Source organism: Pseudoclavibacter sp. AY1H1 (assembly GCF_002931055.1).
In the GTDB taxonomy this organism is placed as follows: domain Bacteria; phylum Actinomycetota; class Actinomycetes; order Actinomycetales; family Microbacteriaceae; genus Pseudoclavibacter.
Genome location: NZ_PSXX01000007.1, coordinates 41,570 through 55,735, shown reverse-complemented (window position 1 = coordinate 55,735; position 14,166 = coordinate 41,570). Strand labels below are relative to the sequence as shown.

12 protein-coding genes are annotated in these 14,166 nt (G+C 70.1%); 5 read left to right on the top strand and 7 right to left on the bottom strand.

Features of this window, described 5'->3' with window-relative positions; all coding sequences use genetic code 11:
- Positions 1–24: 24 nt before the first annotated feature.
- The 6 genes from C5E05_RS11985 to C5E05_RS11960 form a co-directional block, all read right to left on the bottom strand.
- Positions 25–585: a histidine phosphatase family protein gene (locus tag C5E05_RS11985; protein ID WP_104342061.1), complete on the bottom strand. Its 561-nt coding sequence runs from the start codon at positions 583–585 to the stop codon at positions 25–27.
- Positions 582–1,685, bottom strand: coding sequence for an ABC transporter ATP-binding protein (locus tag C5E05_RS11980; protein WP_104342060.1), 1,104 nt, complete (start codon positions 1,683–1,685; stop codon positions 582–584). Before C5E05_RS11980 ends, C5E05_RS11985 begins: the two co-directional genes overlap by 4 nt.
- A complete protein-coding gene (locus C5E05_RS11975) occupies positions 1,682–3,460 on the bottom strand; it encodes an iron ABC transporter permease (protein WP_104342059.1) in 1,779 nt (592 codons plus the stop codon). The genes C5E05_RS11980 and C5E05_RS11975 overlap by 4 nt, the downstream gene beginning before the upstream one ends.
- Positions 3,457–4,623 carry an ABC transporter substrate-binding protein gene (locus tag C5E05_RS11970; protein WP_104342058.1) on the bottom strand — a complete coding sequence of 389 codons (1,167 nt, stop codon included), beginning with the start codon at positions 4,621–4,623 and terminating at the stop codon, positions 3,457–3,459. Before C5E05_RS11970 ends, C5E05_RS11975 begins: the two co-directional genes overlap by 4 nt.
- 94 nt (positions 4,624–4,717) lie before the next feature.
- Complete coding sequence (locus C5E05_RS11965) at positions 4,718–5,548, bottom strand: MurR/RpiR family transcriptional regulator (protein WP_104243669.1); 831 nt, start codon at positions 5,546–5,548, stop codon at positions 4,718–4,720.
- 123 nt (positions 5,549–5,671) lie between these two features.
- Complete coding sequence (locus C5E05_RS11960; RefSeq protein ID WP_104342057.1) at positions 5,672–7,126, bottom strand: MFS transporter; 1,455 nt, start codon at positions 7,124–7,126, stop codon at positions 5,672–5,674.
- 294 nt (positions 7,127–7,420) lie between these two features.
- Here C5E05_RS11960 and C5E05_RS11955 point away from each other — a divergent pair, with 294 nt between their 5' ends.
- The 5 genes from C5E05_RS11955 (at position 7,421) to C5E05_RS11935 (ending at position 12,863) form a co-directional block, all read left to right on the top strand.
- Positions 7,421–8,284, top strand: a complete 864-nt coding sequence (locus C5E05_RS11955; protein ID WP_146081106.1) for a hypothetical protein — start codon at positions 7,421–7,423, stop codon at positions 8,282–8,284.
- Between the two features lie 316 nt (positions 8,285–8,600).
- Complete coding sequence (gene dnaK / locus C5E05_RS11950) at positions 8,601–10,466, top strand: molecular chaperone DnaK (RefSeq protein ID WP_104307464.1); 1,866 nt, start codon at positions 8,601–8,603, stop codon at positions 10,464–10,466.
- A 2-nt stretch (positions 10,467–10,468) separates the two neighbouring features.
- Positions 10,469–11,179, top strand: a complete 711-nt coding sequence (locus C5E05_RS11945) for a nucleotide exchange factor GrpE (protein WP_104342055.1) — start codon at positions 10,469–10,471, stop codon at positions 11,177–11,179.
- Between the two features lie 115 nt (positions 11,180–11,294).
- Positions 11,295–12,305, top strand: a complete 1,011-nt coding sequence (locus C5E05_RS11940; RefSeq protein ID WP_104243659.1) for a DnaJ C-terminal domain-containing protein — start codon at positions 11,295–11,297, stop codon at positions 12,303–12,305.
- A 9-nt stretch (positions 12,306–12,314) separates the two neighbouring features.
- Entirely contained in the window at positions 12,315–12,863 is a 549-nt protein-coding gene (locus tag C5E05_RS11935; RefSeq protein WP_104307463.1) for a heat shock protein transcriptional repressor HspR, read from the top strand.
- Between the two features lie 373 nt (positions 12,864–13,236).
- Here C5E05_RS11935 and C5E05_RS11930 read toward each other — a convergent pair whose 3' ends face one another.
- Positions 13,237–14,007 (bottom strand): SDR family NAD(P)-dependent oxidoreductase, encoded by a 771-nt coding sequence (locus tag C5E05_RS11930; RefSeq protein ID WP_104342054.1) that lies wholly within the window; start codon positions 14,005–14,007, stop codon positions 13,237–13,239.
- Positions 14,008–14,166 lie beyond the last annotated feature (159 nt).

The following is a 14,166-nucleotide window of genomic DNA, read 5'->3' as shown; positions in this document are numbered from 1 at the left end:
GGGTAACACTCGGGGCGCGGCTCGCTACCTCGCCACGTTGAAGGCGACGAGCCGAGCCGAGCCGTCGTGCTGCACGTCGATCGCCGTGAGGCTCGGCGCGGCGACAGGCTCGATGAGGTCCGCGGTGAGACCGATGTAGCGCGCGAGGACCGCGCGGATCGTGCCACCGTGGGTGACGACCAGCACGGGTCCTGGCCGCCTGGCGGCATCGGCGACGGCGCCCTCGATGCGGGCTCGAAGCGCCGGCGCCGACTCGCCGCCAGGTGGCACGAGCCGCCCCGCACGCCACTCGGCGTAGTCCGGCCCGATCTCCGCTGGCACGCGCCCCTCCCATTCGCCGAGCGTCGCCTCCGCCCAGCGCTCGTCGATCGACGGCTCGAGGTCGCTGAGGGCCGACGCTGTGGAGCGAGCACGGAGCAGCGGCGAGGCGACCACGCTGGAGGGGGCCCACACCGAGACGGCATCCCGCAGCGCCACCGCATCCGCCCGGCCCTTGGCGGTGAGGTCGATGTCGGTGCGCCCCTGCAGGCGGCGCTCGGCGGTCCACGAGGTCGCGCCGTGGCGGACCAGCAACAGCGCGGTCATCGGGCCGCCCCCGCGAGCTCGGTCCCCGCCGCGTCCCCGGCGGCCGCGAGCCGCGAGCCGTCCGCCGAGAAGATCGCGTCCGGATGCTCCGGCGGCTGCAGGCGCGTCGCCTCGCCAGGCTGGTGGGCCCGGTCGGTGACGACCGAGAGGCGGTCGTCGCCCGCGAGGCCCGTCGTGATCCATCGTCCTGCGACCGGGGTCGACTCGAGCACCTCGAACTCGAGGAGCCCGCCGGGCCCGACCGAGATCGACTCCGGCGCGTACATGGCGTGCAGCGTCGCCCCGTCCGGGACGCCGGGCACCTCGGCGAGCGGGGCCACGCCCCGGAAGAGGCGCCCCCGCCCGACCTCCCCGCGGAGCATGACCTTCGCGGGACTCCCCAGGAAGGAGGCGACGAACGCGGTCGCGGGCCGATCGAGCAGCTCCTGCGGCGTGCCGAACTGCTCGATCGCCCCATCGCGCATCACCGCGATGTGGGTCGCCATGGCAAGCGCCTCCACCTGGTCGTGCGTGACGTACACGCTCGTCGCACCGCTCAGCCGGTGCACCTTCACGAGCTCGGCCCGCGTGTCGAGCCGCAGGCGCGCGTCCAGATTGGAGAGGGGCTCGTCGAAGAGGAGCACGCCGGGCTTCGGCGCGACGGTGCGGGCGATGGCGACGCGCTGCTGCTGGCCGCCGGAGAGCTCGGCCGGGAAGCGATCGGCGAGGCCGTCGAGCTCGAGCATGCCGAGCACCTCGGCGACTCGAGCGTCACGCTCGGCGGACCCCCAACCGGCGACCTTGAGTGGCCAGCCGATGTTGTCGCGCACGCGCATGTGCGGCCACAGCGCGTAGCTCTGGAACACCATGCCGAGCCCGCGCTTGCTCGCCGGCACGGACGCGCCCGTGTCGCCGTCGGCGACGACCCGGTCGCCGAAGCGGATGCGCCCCGCCGTCGGCTCCTCGAGCCCCGCGAGCATGCGCAGCGTCGTGGTCTTCCCGCATCCGGAGGGTCCGAGCAGCACGACGAAGGCGCCGTCCGGGATATCGAGATCGATGTCGCGCACCGCGCTCTGGCGGCCGAACGCCTTCGCGAGGCGGTCGAGGGTGATGGCGGTCACGTGGTGCTCCCGGCGTTTCGGTCGCCCTGCAGTCTGCGGGCGAGGAGGGTGGCGGCCACCGAGATGGCGGCGATGATGAGGGTGATGGCGTTGGCGTGCTGGGTGAACCCCTCTGAGGCATACCGGAAGGTCATGGTCGAGAGCAGCGGGGTGGCTGGCGTGACGAGCAGCACGACAAGCGACAGGTCGCGCACCATGGTCACGAAGACGAGCACGCCTCCGCCCACCACGCCCCTGGCCGAGAGGGGCAGCAGGATGCGCGCCAGCCGTCGCGGTCCACGGGCCCCGGCGACGGTCGCTGCCTCCTCGAGCTCGCTCGAGACCTGGCCGAGTGCGGCCCGTGAGGTCTGGAACGCGAACGGGACGCTCGCCGCGACGCCGGCGAGGATCAGGATCCAGAAGGTGCCGTAGAGCGAGGGGAGCGGGCCGATCGGCGTTCCGAACTGCGCGATGAACGCGGCCCCGAACGCGACGCCGGGGATGAGGAAGGGCACGTACGACAGGAACGAGATCGTCCCGGACGTGACGCGCGCTCGCGGGAGGCGACGCAGCACGTAGGCGCCGAGCACGCCGAGCACGATCGCCCCGACCGCGACGGAGGCCCCGAGCGCGAGGGTGCCGCCGAGCGCGGTGATGACGGTCGGGTCGGTGAGGATGCCCCGCACGCCCTGCGCGATGCCGGGGTCGGACCCGCCGGTCCAGAAGTGCAGCGTGAAGCCGCCGTCGACGCGCCCTGTGCGCCGCAGCACGGTGCTCACGGCGAGCACGATGCCGGGGACGATCGCCGTGACCAGCACCAGCGTGGATGCGGCGACGAGCAGCGGGATGCGCCAGACGCCGGTCCGCACGGCTCGGGCCCGCGTCGCCTTGCCGGTGAGCGTCGCGAACGAGCCGCGCCCCGTGGCCTTCGTGCCGAGGAAGAGCACGGCCGCCGCGATGACGACGAGGAGGATCGAGAGCACGTAGCCGCGCTCGACGTCGCCCGTCGAGATGGACCCGTAGAGGCGGGTGCTCAGGGTCTGGAAGCGGACGGGCAGGCCGAGCAGGGCGGGCACGGCGAAGTTGCTGACCCCTTCGGCGAAGGCGAGCAGGAACCCTGAGAGGAGCGCGGGGGCGACCGAGGGCAGGGTCACGCGCAGGGCGATGCGCAGCCTGGAGGCTCCGGTCAGCTCGGCAGCCGCGAGCAGGTCCCCGCCGACGTTCGCGAGGGCTGCGGCGACGACGAGGAAGGACAGCGAGAAGTAGTGCGCGACGAGCGTGAGCGTGATCGGCACGGCTCCCCAGGACAGCGCATCCGGAACCGCGATACCGAACGACTGGAGCAGGCCGGGGGAGCCGCCGATGCGGTCGTTGCGGAAGACCGTCTCCCAGGCGAGCGCGATGGCGAAGCTCGGCAGGGCGAAGGGCACGGCGGCGAGCGCGCCGATGATCTTCCGGCCGGGCACGTCGCTCATGACGACGACCCAGGCGAGGAACGCGCCGATCACGGTCGAGAGGAGTCCCGTTCCGAGGCCGACGAGCAGCGAGTTCCCGAGCGGCTGCCAGAAGAGGTTGCCCGCGATGCGCCCCACGAACACGTCGCCCCACGCGCCGGCACCCCGTTCGCCGACGGTTGCAGCGACGAGGCCGCCGAGGGGGAGCGCCACGAGGACCACGAGGATGGCGATGACGACCGCCGCGAGCACGCCGATGCGGCCTCGCGATGCGACCGTCCGCCAGCCGCCGCCCCGCGCGGGGGCGGGGCCGCGGCTGACGGACCTGGTGAGGAGCGTCACTGGATGCTGAGGAGGAAGTCGGCGATCTCGTCGCGACGCTCGGCGGACGACTCCGGCTCGATGCGCCACGCGCCGAGCTCGTCGAGCGAGACGGCGTCGGCTGGCGCGACCACGTCGCTGCGCGTCGGGTAGTCGCCTGCGACGTAGAACGGCTCGAAGCCCTCTCCGCCCGTCTCGGTGTCGTCGCCCATCATGTAGTCGATGAGGAGTCGCGCGGCTGCCGGGTTCTGGGCGTTCGCGGTGACGCCGAGCATCGCGGGGAACGCGATGCCGGGCGACGGGGCGACGTTCGCGGCCACCTGCAGCGCCCATCCCTCGTCCTCGTTGTCGCGGCGGTCGGAGTACGAGGTGAAGCCGACGGGAGGGTTCGCCTGGCCGGTGGCGCCGATCGCGGCGTTGACCGTGTCGGTGTCGTCGACGAGCACGACGTCGTTCGCGTAGAGCTGGGAGATGAACTGCAGGCCCGCGTCGTCCACGCCCTCGTCGAGCACGACCGGCGTGCCGAAGTGCTCCTCGTAGGCGGCGGCCATCTCGTCGGCGCGCAGCGACATCTCGGTCACGAGGTCGAGGTAGTCTCCGCGCACGTTCGGGTCGACCATGACGACCTTGCCCGCCCACGCCGGCTCGGTCAGCTCCCACAGGTTGTCGACCGGGGCGCCATCCGGATGCGCCTCCTCGTTGTACATGAGCACCTTCGTCGAGAGGCGATTCGCGACGAGGGGCGCCTGGAACTCGGCGGGCAGCGACTCGGCGACGCGCGGCGGCACGTAGGGGGTCAGCACGCCGTCGGCGAGCAGCTCGGTGACGACGACCGGGGCGTCGCTCACGTAGGCGACATCCGCGGTCGTGCTGCCCGCGGTGTGCTCGCTCGCGAGTCGCTGGATGAGCTCGGTCGAGGAGAGGTCGCTCGAGACGACGTCTATGCCGGGGTAAGCGGCCTCGAAGCTCTCCTCGATACTCGCGACGCGACTCGTGAAGGCGTACACGGAGACCGTGCCCTCCTCTTCGGCCATCGCGACGAGCTCGTCGTGGCTGAGGGAGTCCCAGTCGACTGCGGATGCCGCGTCGTCGCCGGTGGTCGGGGTGGTGGAGCATCCGGCGAGGAGCGCGAGGGCGGTGAGCGCCGCGGCGGACGTCACGAGAGGGCGGGCGGGGAAGCGCATGGGTGTTCCTTCGTTGTCTGTGGAGCGCAGAGCGGTGAGGGGTGGATGCGTCGAGGCGCATCCGGGTGCGAGGTGAGGCTGGTCGTGGTGCAGGTCAGGAGTCGAGGCGGTCGAGGAGCGTGCCGAGGCGGTCGAGGGAGCGCAGGGAGGGCTCGGCACGGCGGGCGATGGTGAGGATGAGTGCGTTGCTGATCGCCATCGGCACGGTCAGGGAGAGGTAGTCGTCGCTGCCGCCGCGGGGCGCGGCGATGATGGTCGACGGGCGCGGGGCAGGCCACACGACGGTGTCGGTGATGAGGGCGCTGTGCGCGCCCGCCTCCGCCGCCACGTCGAGCAGCGGCCCGAGCACGGCGGGCGCCCGGCGGAAGGCGAAGGCCAGGAGGAGGTCGCCCGCCGAGAGCCGCGCGATCCGCTCGGCGATGTCGCGGCGCGACCCCGTGAGCTGCACGGTGCGCATCCCGAACCGCTGCAGGCGGCGGCTCATGAGGTCGACGAGCACGGTCGCGTTGCCCTGCGCGAAGAGGTGCACCTCGCCGGCGCGCAGCACCTGCTCGGCGAGCGCATCCAGCTCGCCCTGCTGGACGTGGCGGGGGAGGTCGGAGAGCGCAGCGAGCTCGTCGTCGACGAATCCACCGAGCACGTCGCTCGCCTGATGCCGCTCGAGGCGACCCCTGATGCGCTGCGAGGGGCCGTCGCCGCCGTGGTAGTCGGCGCGCAGCGCATCCCGAAGCTGCGGGTAGCCCTCGAACCCGAGGCGCTGCGCGAGCCGGGTCGCCGCGGACTGGTGCAGCTGGAGCGGACCGGTCAGCTCGGCCGCGCTCCAGAAGGTGGCCTCGAGCGGCTGCGACTGCAGGGCCGAGACGAGCCGACGGTCGGTCGGCGTGAGCAGGTGACCCTGCTGCTTGGCGAGGCTGATGATGAGCACGCGAGGAACGCTAAGTGCAAAAGAACTTGCAATGGGTGCAAGTCCTGCACGTTCACGTGCCGTTCATCGAGTGTCCGATTCGGCGTTCCCTGAGGCGCCGCCGGAGTGACGCGGAGTCCGCTGCTACGCGCTCGCCTGCTTCACCTTGCTCGGCACGGGCAGCATCATGAGGAAGCCGATGGCGAGCACGATGCCGATGCCGATGATGCCCATCTTCGGGTTGCCGGAGAGGAACACGAAGAGGCTGAACAGGGCGGGGGTGATGAAGCTCGCGACGCGGTTCGTGGTCGCGTAGAGGCCGAACAGCTCGCCCTCGCGCCCGGGAGGCGTCGCGCGCGACAGGTAGGAGCGACTCGCCGCCTGCGCGGGACCCACGAAGAGGCACAGGGCGAGGCCGAAGATCCAGAACACGGTCTGCTCGGACGGCAGGAAGAGGAGCACTACGGAGAACGCGGTGAGCGACACGAGCGACGCCATGATGACGAGCTTCGGGCCGAAGCGGTCGTCGAACCAGCCGGCAGCGAGCGTGCCGAGGCCGGCGACGAGGTTCGCGGCGACCGCGAAGTAGATGACCTCGCTCGGCGCGAAGCCGTACACCTGCGCCGCGAGGATCGCCCCGAACGCGAAGATCGCCTGCAGGCCGTCGCGGAAGACGGCGCTCGCGGCGAGGAAAAGGAGGAGCTTCGGGTCGCTCTTCGCGAGCTTCCCGATCACGCGGAAGAGGACGCCGTAGGAGGCGAGGAAGCCCACCTTCGGGCGGTTCTCGTCCTTCGCGATCTCCGGCACCTTGAACATGACGGGGAGCGCGAAGACGACGTACCAGACGGCCGCGAGCACGATGGCGAAGCGGATGTCGAGCGCGCCCCCATCCACCCCGCTCGGCACCCCGAGCACCCCGTTCCTGCCCTCCGCGCCGAACGACTGGATGAACAGCACGAGCAGCAGCACGAGCAGCACGATGCTGCCCAGGTAGCCGAGGCCCCAGCCGATGCCGGAGATGCGGCCCACGTTCTTGGGCGTCGAGACCTGCGAGAGCATGGCGTTGTAGTTGACGCCGCTCAGCTCGGCGAAGATCGTGCCGACCGCGAGCAGCAGCGCGCCCCAGAAGAGGTACTCCTCGCCCGGCTGGATGAAGAACATGGCGAGCATGATGAGCACGGTGATGCCCGTGAAGATGCCGAGCCACAGCTTGCGCTTGCCTGAGCCGTCCGAGCGCTGTCCGAGGACCGGCGCGATGAGCGCGACGAGCAGTCCAGCGACGGTGCTCAGGTTCGCGATGACGTTCGTGGATGCGGCCTGAGCCGCCAGGTACTGCGGGTCGAGCGGGTTCGCGTCGCCCAGCGCCGCGACCTGCGGGTCGATGAAGAGGTCGCTCGCGAGGTAGGTCGCGAAGACGAACGTGACGACAACGGCCTGGAAGGCGGAATTGCCGACGTCCCACAGCGCCCACGCCGTCGCGCGCCTCTTCAGCTCCTTGGGCGTGACCGCCGCCCCGCCGTCGACGGTCTCGACTCGCCCGCTCGGGGTCGGGTCGCTGGAGGAGGGGGCGCCATCGTCGGCGCGGCCGGGGAGTGCCATGCGCGGATTCTATGCGCGGGAGGCGGCGCGCAGGCGAACGCGCGGACGGTGGGGTCCGCGTGGACGTCGGCCCATCCCGGCCCGGCCCGGCCCGGCCCGGTCCGGCCAACTTCCGTGATGGTGCGGGGCTGCCCGCCCGGATGGACGTCAGCCGGGCCGAAGCATCACGGAAGTTGGCCAGTGCAGTGCCTGCGTGCAGGCGCGCCGCCGGCGGAGTTCGCCCGGAGTTCGTCTGCAGTGAACCGGCCCGTGACCTGCGCGTGGCACCGTTGGGAGAAAGGGAGAGGTTGGCGCATGCGGATCACAACGAGAGTGTCGCTGGCCGCCGTCGTGCTCGTCCTGATCGGCATCGCGCTCGGTGCCGCGACGCTGTTCAGCTGGATGGTGAACGAGACCCACTTCGATCGCCCGACCGCGCAGTTCGACGAGTTCGCGGACCGCGTCGAGGCGCTGCCGGGCGTCAGCGACGTCCAGCACGAGCGGTGGGTCGAGGCGCCGCTCTTCGTCGACCCGATCTCGTGGGTTGGGGTGGACGTCGAACAGGAGCACCTGCCCGGCCTCCTGGCCGAGCTCTGCGCGTCGGCCCATCCCGAGGCGATCAGCTGGTCGATCGACGTCGCGGCGGCCGCTGGGGGCGAAACGTCACTGCACAGCCAGACCGACTCATCGAGACGATCGCTGTCGGGAGGTGTCTGTCCGAGCTTCGGGTTCGACGCCGTGCCGCTTGTCGACGCGCTCGACGCGCTCGTGCCCGGCCTTGCCGTGCAGCCGTCGATCTGGGAGAACGGCCGCTTCGCCCTGGTGTCGATAGCGGAGGCGCCGAACGGGTACCTCCATCTCCTGCCGCTCGTCGAGAACACCGAGGCGCTGCTCGCCGCAGCGGGCCTGGCGCACGACCAGGAGCTCGAGATCAACTCCACGACGCTCGGCGCCTCGATCCTTCCCGGTCAACAGGAGCCCTACCTCGCGCTGCTCACCGACCTCGCCGAGCGTCACGAGGTCAGCTTCTTCAGGGCAGACGGCGGCGGCACGCCCATCGACGGCGTCGAGCGCGTCAACATCACCGCACCCGCCTCGCAGCACTCGGCGATCGAGTCCGCGATCGGCGCATCAGGTCTGCACATCGCCGACTTCCCGGTGGAGTTCCAGGAGCCGTGAGGCGGCCGGCCGCCGAACCACGGCGGCACCTGCGCCCCACGTTCCGCGGTCGCACCGACATCGTTCGCTGGCGCCGAGAGGTCTCGAACGCCTTCACGTTCGAACGGCTGGTCATCCGGGTCGCCTGATGGTGCTGGCCTGTGTGCGCAGACTTGAGTCGTTCCCACTCAACTCTCAGCCGCCCAGCTTGACGCGTGCACCGTGCTGAGTAAACTTGAGCGCAGACGGCTCAGGTCTTCATGCCTCCGATTCGGAGCACAGAACCAGAGCCGACGAAGACTCAGAACAGACAAGCACTACAAAAGGAGAACCACACATGTCACGTGCTGTTGGAATCGACCTCGGAACAACGAACTCCTGCGTCGCAGTCCTCGAAGGTGGCGAGCCGAAGGTCATCGCAAACGCCGAGGGCTTCCGCACCACCCCGTCGATCGTCGCATTCACGAAGGACGGCGACGTCCTCGTCGGCGAGACCGCCAAGCGCCAGGCCGTCACGAACGTCGACCGCACCATCGGATCCGTCAAGCGCCACATGGGCACCACCTGGACCCAGGCCATCGACGACAAGAAGTACACCGCGCAGGAGATCTCCGCGCGCATCCTCGGCAAGCTCAAGCGCGACGCTGAGCAGTACCTCGGCGACAAGGTGACCGACGCTGTCATCACCGTCCCCGCGTACTTCAACGACGCCGAGCGCCAGGCCACGAAGGAAGCCGGCGAGATCGCTGGCCTCAACGTGCTCCGCATCATCAACGAGCCCACCGCCGCCGCACTCGCGTACGGCCTCGACAAGGGCAAGGAAGACGAGCTCATCCTCGTCTTCGACCTCGGTGGCGGAACGTTCGACGTCTCCCTCCTCGAAGTGGGCAAGGACGACGACTTCTCCACCATCCAGGTGCGCTCCACCGCAGGTGACAACCGCCTCGGCGGCGACGACTGGGACGACCGTCTCGTCAAGTACCTCATCACCGAGTTCAAGTCGCAGACCGGCGTCGACGTCGCGAACGACAAGATCGCGCTCCAGCGCCTCAAGGAAGCCGCTGAGCAGGCGAAGAAGGAGCTCTCCAGCTCCACCAGCGCCAGCATCCAGCTGCCCTACCTCTCCCTCACGGAGAACGGCCCCGCGAACCTCGACACGAGCATCACGCGTGCGAAGTTCGAGGACCTCACGAAGGACCTCCTCGAGCGCACCCGCAAGCCGTTCGAAGACGTCATCCGCGAAGCCGGCATCAAGGTCGACGAGATCGACCACGTCGTCCTCGTCGGTGGCTCCACCCGCATGCCCGCAGTCGCCGAGCTCGTCAAGAAGCTCAGCGGCAAGGAGGCCAACAAGGGCGTCAACCCGGATGAGGTCGTCGCGGTCGGCGCCGCACTCCAGGCTGGTGTGCTGAAGGGCGAGCGCAAGGACGTCCTCCTCATCGACGTCACGCCCCTCTCCCTCGGCATCGAGACCAAGGGCGGCATCATGACCAAGCTCATCGAGCGCAACACGGCCATCCCGACCAAGCGCAGCGAGACCTTCACGACGGCCGACGACAACCAGCCGTCCGTGCAGATCCAGGTCTTCCAGGGCGAGCGCGAGTTCACCCGCGACAACAAGAACCTCGGCACCTTCGAGCTCACCGGCATCGCACCGGCCCCCCGTGGCATGCCGCAGATCGAGGTCACGTTCGACATCGACGCCAACGGCATCGTGCACGTCTCCGCAAAGGACAAGGGCACGGGCAAGGAGCAGTCGATGACGATCACCGGCGGCTCCAGCCTCGGCAAGGAAGACATCGAGCGCATGGTCCGCGAGGCTGAAGAGCACGCGGAAGAAGACAAGAAGCGCCGCGAAGGCGCCGAGCAGCGCAACATCGCCGAGACCACGGTCTACCAGGTCGAGAAGGTGCTCACCGAGAACGACGACAAGCTCCCCGCCGACGTCAAGAACGAGGTCCAGGGCGATGTCGACGCGCTCAAGACGGCCCTCGCAGGCGACGACGACGCGGCCGTGAAGTCGGCGCTCGACAAGCTCAACACCAGCCAGACGAAGCTCGGCGAGGCCATCTACGCCGCCGCCCAGGCTGAGCAGGCAGCAGAGGCCCCCGCGGCCGACGCACCCGCCGGAGACCAGGCAGCCGACGATGACATCGTCGACGCCGAGGTCGTGGACGACGAGGACGACAAGGACAAGAAGTAACCATGGCTGAAGAGCGAAACGAGTCAGAAGCACGCGGCCCCGAGAACTCGGGAGAAGCAAACGAGCCGATCATCAACGACAAGCGTCGGATCGACCCGGAGACTGGCGAAGTTCGCGACCTCGGCACGGCTGCTGGGGCCGAGTCGGCGGAGTCCACACCGGACGACGCCGACCCGGCCGCCGGCCAGGCTGCTGAAGCCGCGGCTGAAGGCCTGAGCGTCGAGGATCTCGAGAAGCTCCTCAGCGGCGAAGGTGCAGAAGACGCGCCAACGGAAGGCACCCCCGGCGAGAGCGATCTCGCAGTGGAGCGCCTCCACGACCTGCAGCGCGTCCAGGCGGAGTACGCCAACTACCGCCGCCGCACCGACCGCGAGAAGACCGAGGCCCACGACGCCACCAAGGCGGAAGTGCTCCGGTCCCTCCTCCCCGTCCTCGACGACCTCGACCGTGCCCAGAAGCACGGCGACCTCATCGAAGACACCCCGGTCGCCGTCATCGCGAACAAGCTGCGCACCGCAGTCGAGCGCCTCGGCCTCACCGCCTACGGTGAAGCCGGAGAGGCCTTCGACCCCCAGCGGTACGAGGCCATCGCACAGCTGCCGAACCCCGAGGTCACGAGCGACACGATCGCTGACGTCGTCGAACGCGGCTACACCATCGGCGAGCGCGTCGTCCGCGTCGCGAAGGCAGCAGTCTTCGTACCCGCTTCATAAGCACCGCGATCGGCGCATCCGCCCGATCGAACACGGGAGGGGGCACCGCAGCTGCGGGCCCCCTCCTGTCTTCATCCGGAAGACACGTGCTCATCCCTAGGAACAGAAGGACCATATGGCCAGTCAGGATTGGTTTGACAAGGACTTCTACGCGGTGCTCGGCGTATCGAAGGACGTAGACGAAAAAGACCTCAAGAAGCAGTACCGGAAGCTCGCGCGTCAGTATCACCCTGACTCGCACCCGGGCGACACTGCCGCAGAGGCGAAGTTCAAGGAGATCTCCGAGGCCTACTCGGTCATCTCCGACCCAGAGCACCGCGCCGAGTACGACCAGATGCGCGCCATGGGCTCGGGCGCCCGCTTCCAGCAGGGGCCAGGCGGTCCAGGTGGCGCGGGCTTCGAGGACGTCTTCGGCGGCATGTTCAACGGCGGCGGCGGACGCCGCGGCGCGTCGAACGCTGACTTCGAGGACCTCCTCGGTTCCATGTTCGGCGGTGGTGGCGGTGGCTTCGGAGCAGGCAGCTTCGGCGGCGGTGCCGGCGGGCCTGCCGGGTTCCAGACCGGACCGCAGAAGGGGCGCGACCAGAGCGCATCCACGACGCTCAGCTTCATGACCGCCATCCACGGCGACACGGTCGAGCTGCAGGGGCAGGATGGGCGGGTCGTGAAGGTCCGCGTTCCCGCCGGCGTCGAGGACGGGCAGAAGATCCGCCTCCGCGGCAAGGGCGGGCAGAGCCCGAACGGCGGCGAAGCCGGAGACCTCATCCTCACCGTCGCCGTGCGACCCGACCCCGTCTTCACGCGCTCGGGCCTCAACCTGGAGGTGACCGTGCCGGTCTCCTTCGCTGAGGCAGTCCTCGGCGCCACCATCGAGGTGCCGACCGTCGACGGCAAGACCGTGCGCGTCAAGGTCGCGCCGGGCACGCCGAACGGGAAGACGCTCCGCGTGAAGGGCAGGGGTATCGAGTCGAAGAAGGGCAAGGGCGACCTGCTCGTGCACCTCGAGGTGGCCGTGCCGAATCACCTGTCGAGCGCGCAGGAGAAGGCGCTCGCCGACTTCGTCGCCGCATCCGGAGACGAGAGCCCCCGCGAGGACCTGCTGCGTCTCGCGCGCCAAGGCAGGTAGGGGACGCCCATGGCATTCCCCTCCGACCTCGACGAGGACGCCCCCATCTTCGCGATCGCCATGGCGGCGGAGCTCGCGAACATGCACCCGCAGACGCTTCGCCAGTACGACCGGATGGGCCTCGTCACGCCTCGGCGCACGGCCGGGCGCGTGCGGCGGTACTCGCTTCGCGACGTCGCGCAGCTGCGTGAGATCGCGGTGCTCTCGAACGAGGGCGTGAGTCTCGAGGGCATCGCCCGCGTGCTCGAGCTGCAGCGCGAGGTGCTGGGACTGCGCCGCCGCGTCCGGGCGCTCGAGGCGGAACTCGCCGACGAGCGTCTCACGAGGCTCGGTGGTCGCATCTTCGCGGCCGGGGAGCGCGGCGATGTCGTGCCCCTCGCCCACGGCCGCCGCACGGCCCGCCGCACCGAGGTCGTCGTGTGGCGGCCGGCGCGCATCCACGATGCCGAGGACGAAGCCGACGCCGACGCCGACGAGCGGCGCCCGAAGCGAACCCGCGCGAAAGCCTCGGCACCGCGTACGCGCGCTTCCCGCGCCAAGCGCCCGCCTGACGCGTAAGCCCGCGCCGCGCCTTCCGCCGAACCACCCGCGTCTCGAGCGCCGAAGAGGTCAGTTTCGCCCCATCCTGAGGCCCAGGATGGGGCCAAACTGACCTTTTCGGCGTTCGCGCCGCTTCGTGCGCCGCGCGCGCGCCGCTCCCGAGCCGCGCTGGCTTCCGCGCCGCTCCCGAGCCCGCTTCGCGACCGCCACCTTCCGCGCCGCGCCGCATCCCGCCGAACCCCCGCGCTACCCGCGTCTCAAGCGCCGAAGAGGTCAGTTTCGCCCCATCCTGAGGCCCAGGATGGGGCGAAACTGACCTCTTCGCGTCGGGGTGGGTGCGCGGGGTGCGGGGCGCGGGCGCGGGTGCGGCGCGCGGGGTGGGAGCGCGGGGTTAGCGGGCTCCGTTGCCGCCGTCGACGCGCCACTGCGCGCCGGTCACGAACGACGCCTCGTCGGAGCCCAGGAACACGACGACTCGAGCGATGTCCAGCGGCTCGGCGTAGCGGCCCATCGGGATAGCGGCCTGGAACCCGGCCTTCGCGGCCTCCGTGTCGCCGCCGCCGAAGCCCTCCTCCAGCCGCCGCACCATCTGCGTGTTCACGCCGGACGGGTGGATGCTGTTGACTCGCACCCCGGTCGGGGCGACCTCGAGCGCGGCGGACTTCGTGAAGCCGACCACGGCGTGCTTCGACGCGACGTAGGCGGAGACGCCTGGCGCCCCGTCGAGGCCCGCCTCCGAGGACGTATTGATGATGCTGCCGCCGCCGCGCTCGGTCATGACCTTGAGGACATGCTTCATACCGAGGAAGACGCCGCGCACGTTGACGGCGAAGACCTTCTCGTAGTTGTCGACGCTCGCTTCCGTGAGCGGGCCGACGGCGCCTTCGATGCCCGCGTTGTTGAAGAACACGTCGATCGTCCCGAACGCCTCGATGGTCTCGGCGACGTAGCGCTCGACGTCGGCCTCGTCGGTGACATCCGCGGCGATCGCGATGACCTCGCCGTGCGCCGAGAGGCGTTCGCGCGCGGCCTCGAGGGGCTCCGGGAAGAGGTCGACCAGGGCCACGCGTGCGCCCAGCTTGAGGAACTCCTCAGCTGTCGCCGCGCCGATGCCGCCCGCGCCGCCGGTGATGACCACTGAGCGTCCGGTGAAATCTGTCATGTCGCAACTCCTTTGTCGTCTGGTTGTCCGCGTGACGTCGCTCGCCCGCGGCAGTCGTCGGCCGCCGGAGCTGTATCTCCGACGGCGCCGCCAGGTTAGGTGCCACGCATGCGCATCCACTGTGTACCGACACAGCGAATGCAACGAAAACATGCGCCC

What these genes read in the sequence shown, in the direction of transcription:
- C5E05_RS11930 (WP_104342054.1), bottom strand. Translation starts at nt 14,007, where the DNA reads ATGACAGATTTCACCGGACGCTCAGTGGTCATCACCGGCGGCGCGGGC.
- dnaK (WP_104307464.1), top strand. Translation starts at nt 8,601, where the DNA reads ATGTCACGTGCTGTTGGAATCGACCTCGGAACAACGAACTCCTGCGTC.
- C5E05_RS11935 (WP_104307463.1), top strand. Translation starts at nt 12,315, where the DNA reads ATGGCATTCCCCTCCGACCTCGACGAGGACGCCCCCATCTTCGCGATC.
- C5E05_RS11945 (WP_104342055.1), top strand. Translation starts at nt 10,469, where the DNA reads ATGGCTGAAGAGCGAAACGAGTCAGAAGCACGCGGCCCCGAGAACTCG.
- C5E05_RS11970 (WP_104342058.1), bottom strand. Translation starts at nt 4,623, where the DNA reads ATGCGCTTCCCCGCCCGCCCTCTCGTGACGTCCGCCGCGGCGCTCACC.
- C5E05_RS11940 (WP_104243659.1), top strand. Translation starts at nt 11,295, where the DNA reads ATGGCCAGTCAGGATTGGTTTGACAAGGACTTCTACGCGGTGCTCGGC.
- C5E05_RS11985 (WP_104342061.1), bottom strand. Translation starts at nt 585, where the DNA reads ATGACCGCGCTGTTGCTGGTCCGCCACGGCGCGACCTCGTGGACCGCC.
- C5E05_RS11960 (WP_104342057.1), bottom strand. Translation starts at nt 7,126, where the DNA reads ATGGCACTCCCCGGCCGCGCCGACGATGGCGCCCCCTCCTCCAGCGAC.
- C5E05_RS11955 (WP_146081106.1), top strand. Translation starts at nt 7,421, where the DNA reads ATGCGGATCACAACGAGAGTGTCGCTGGCCGCCGTCGTGCTCGTCCTG.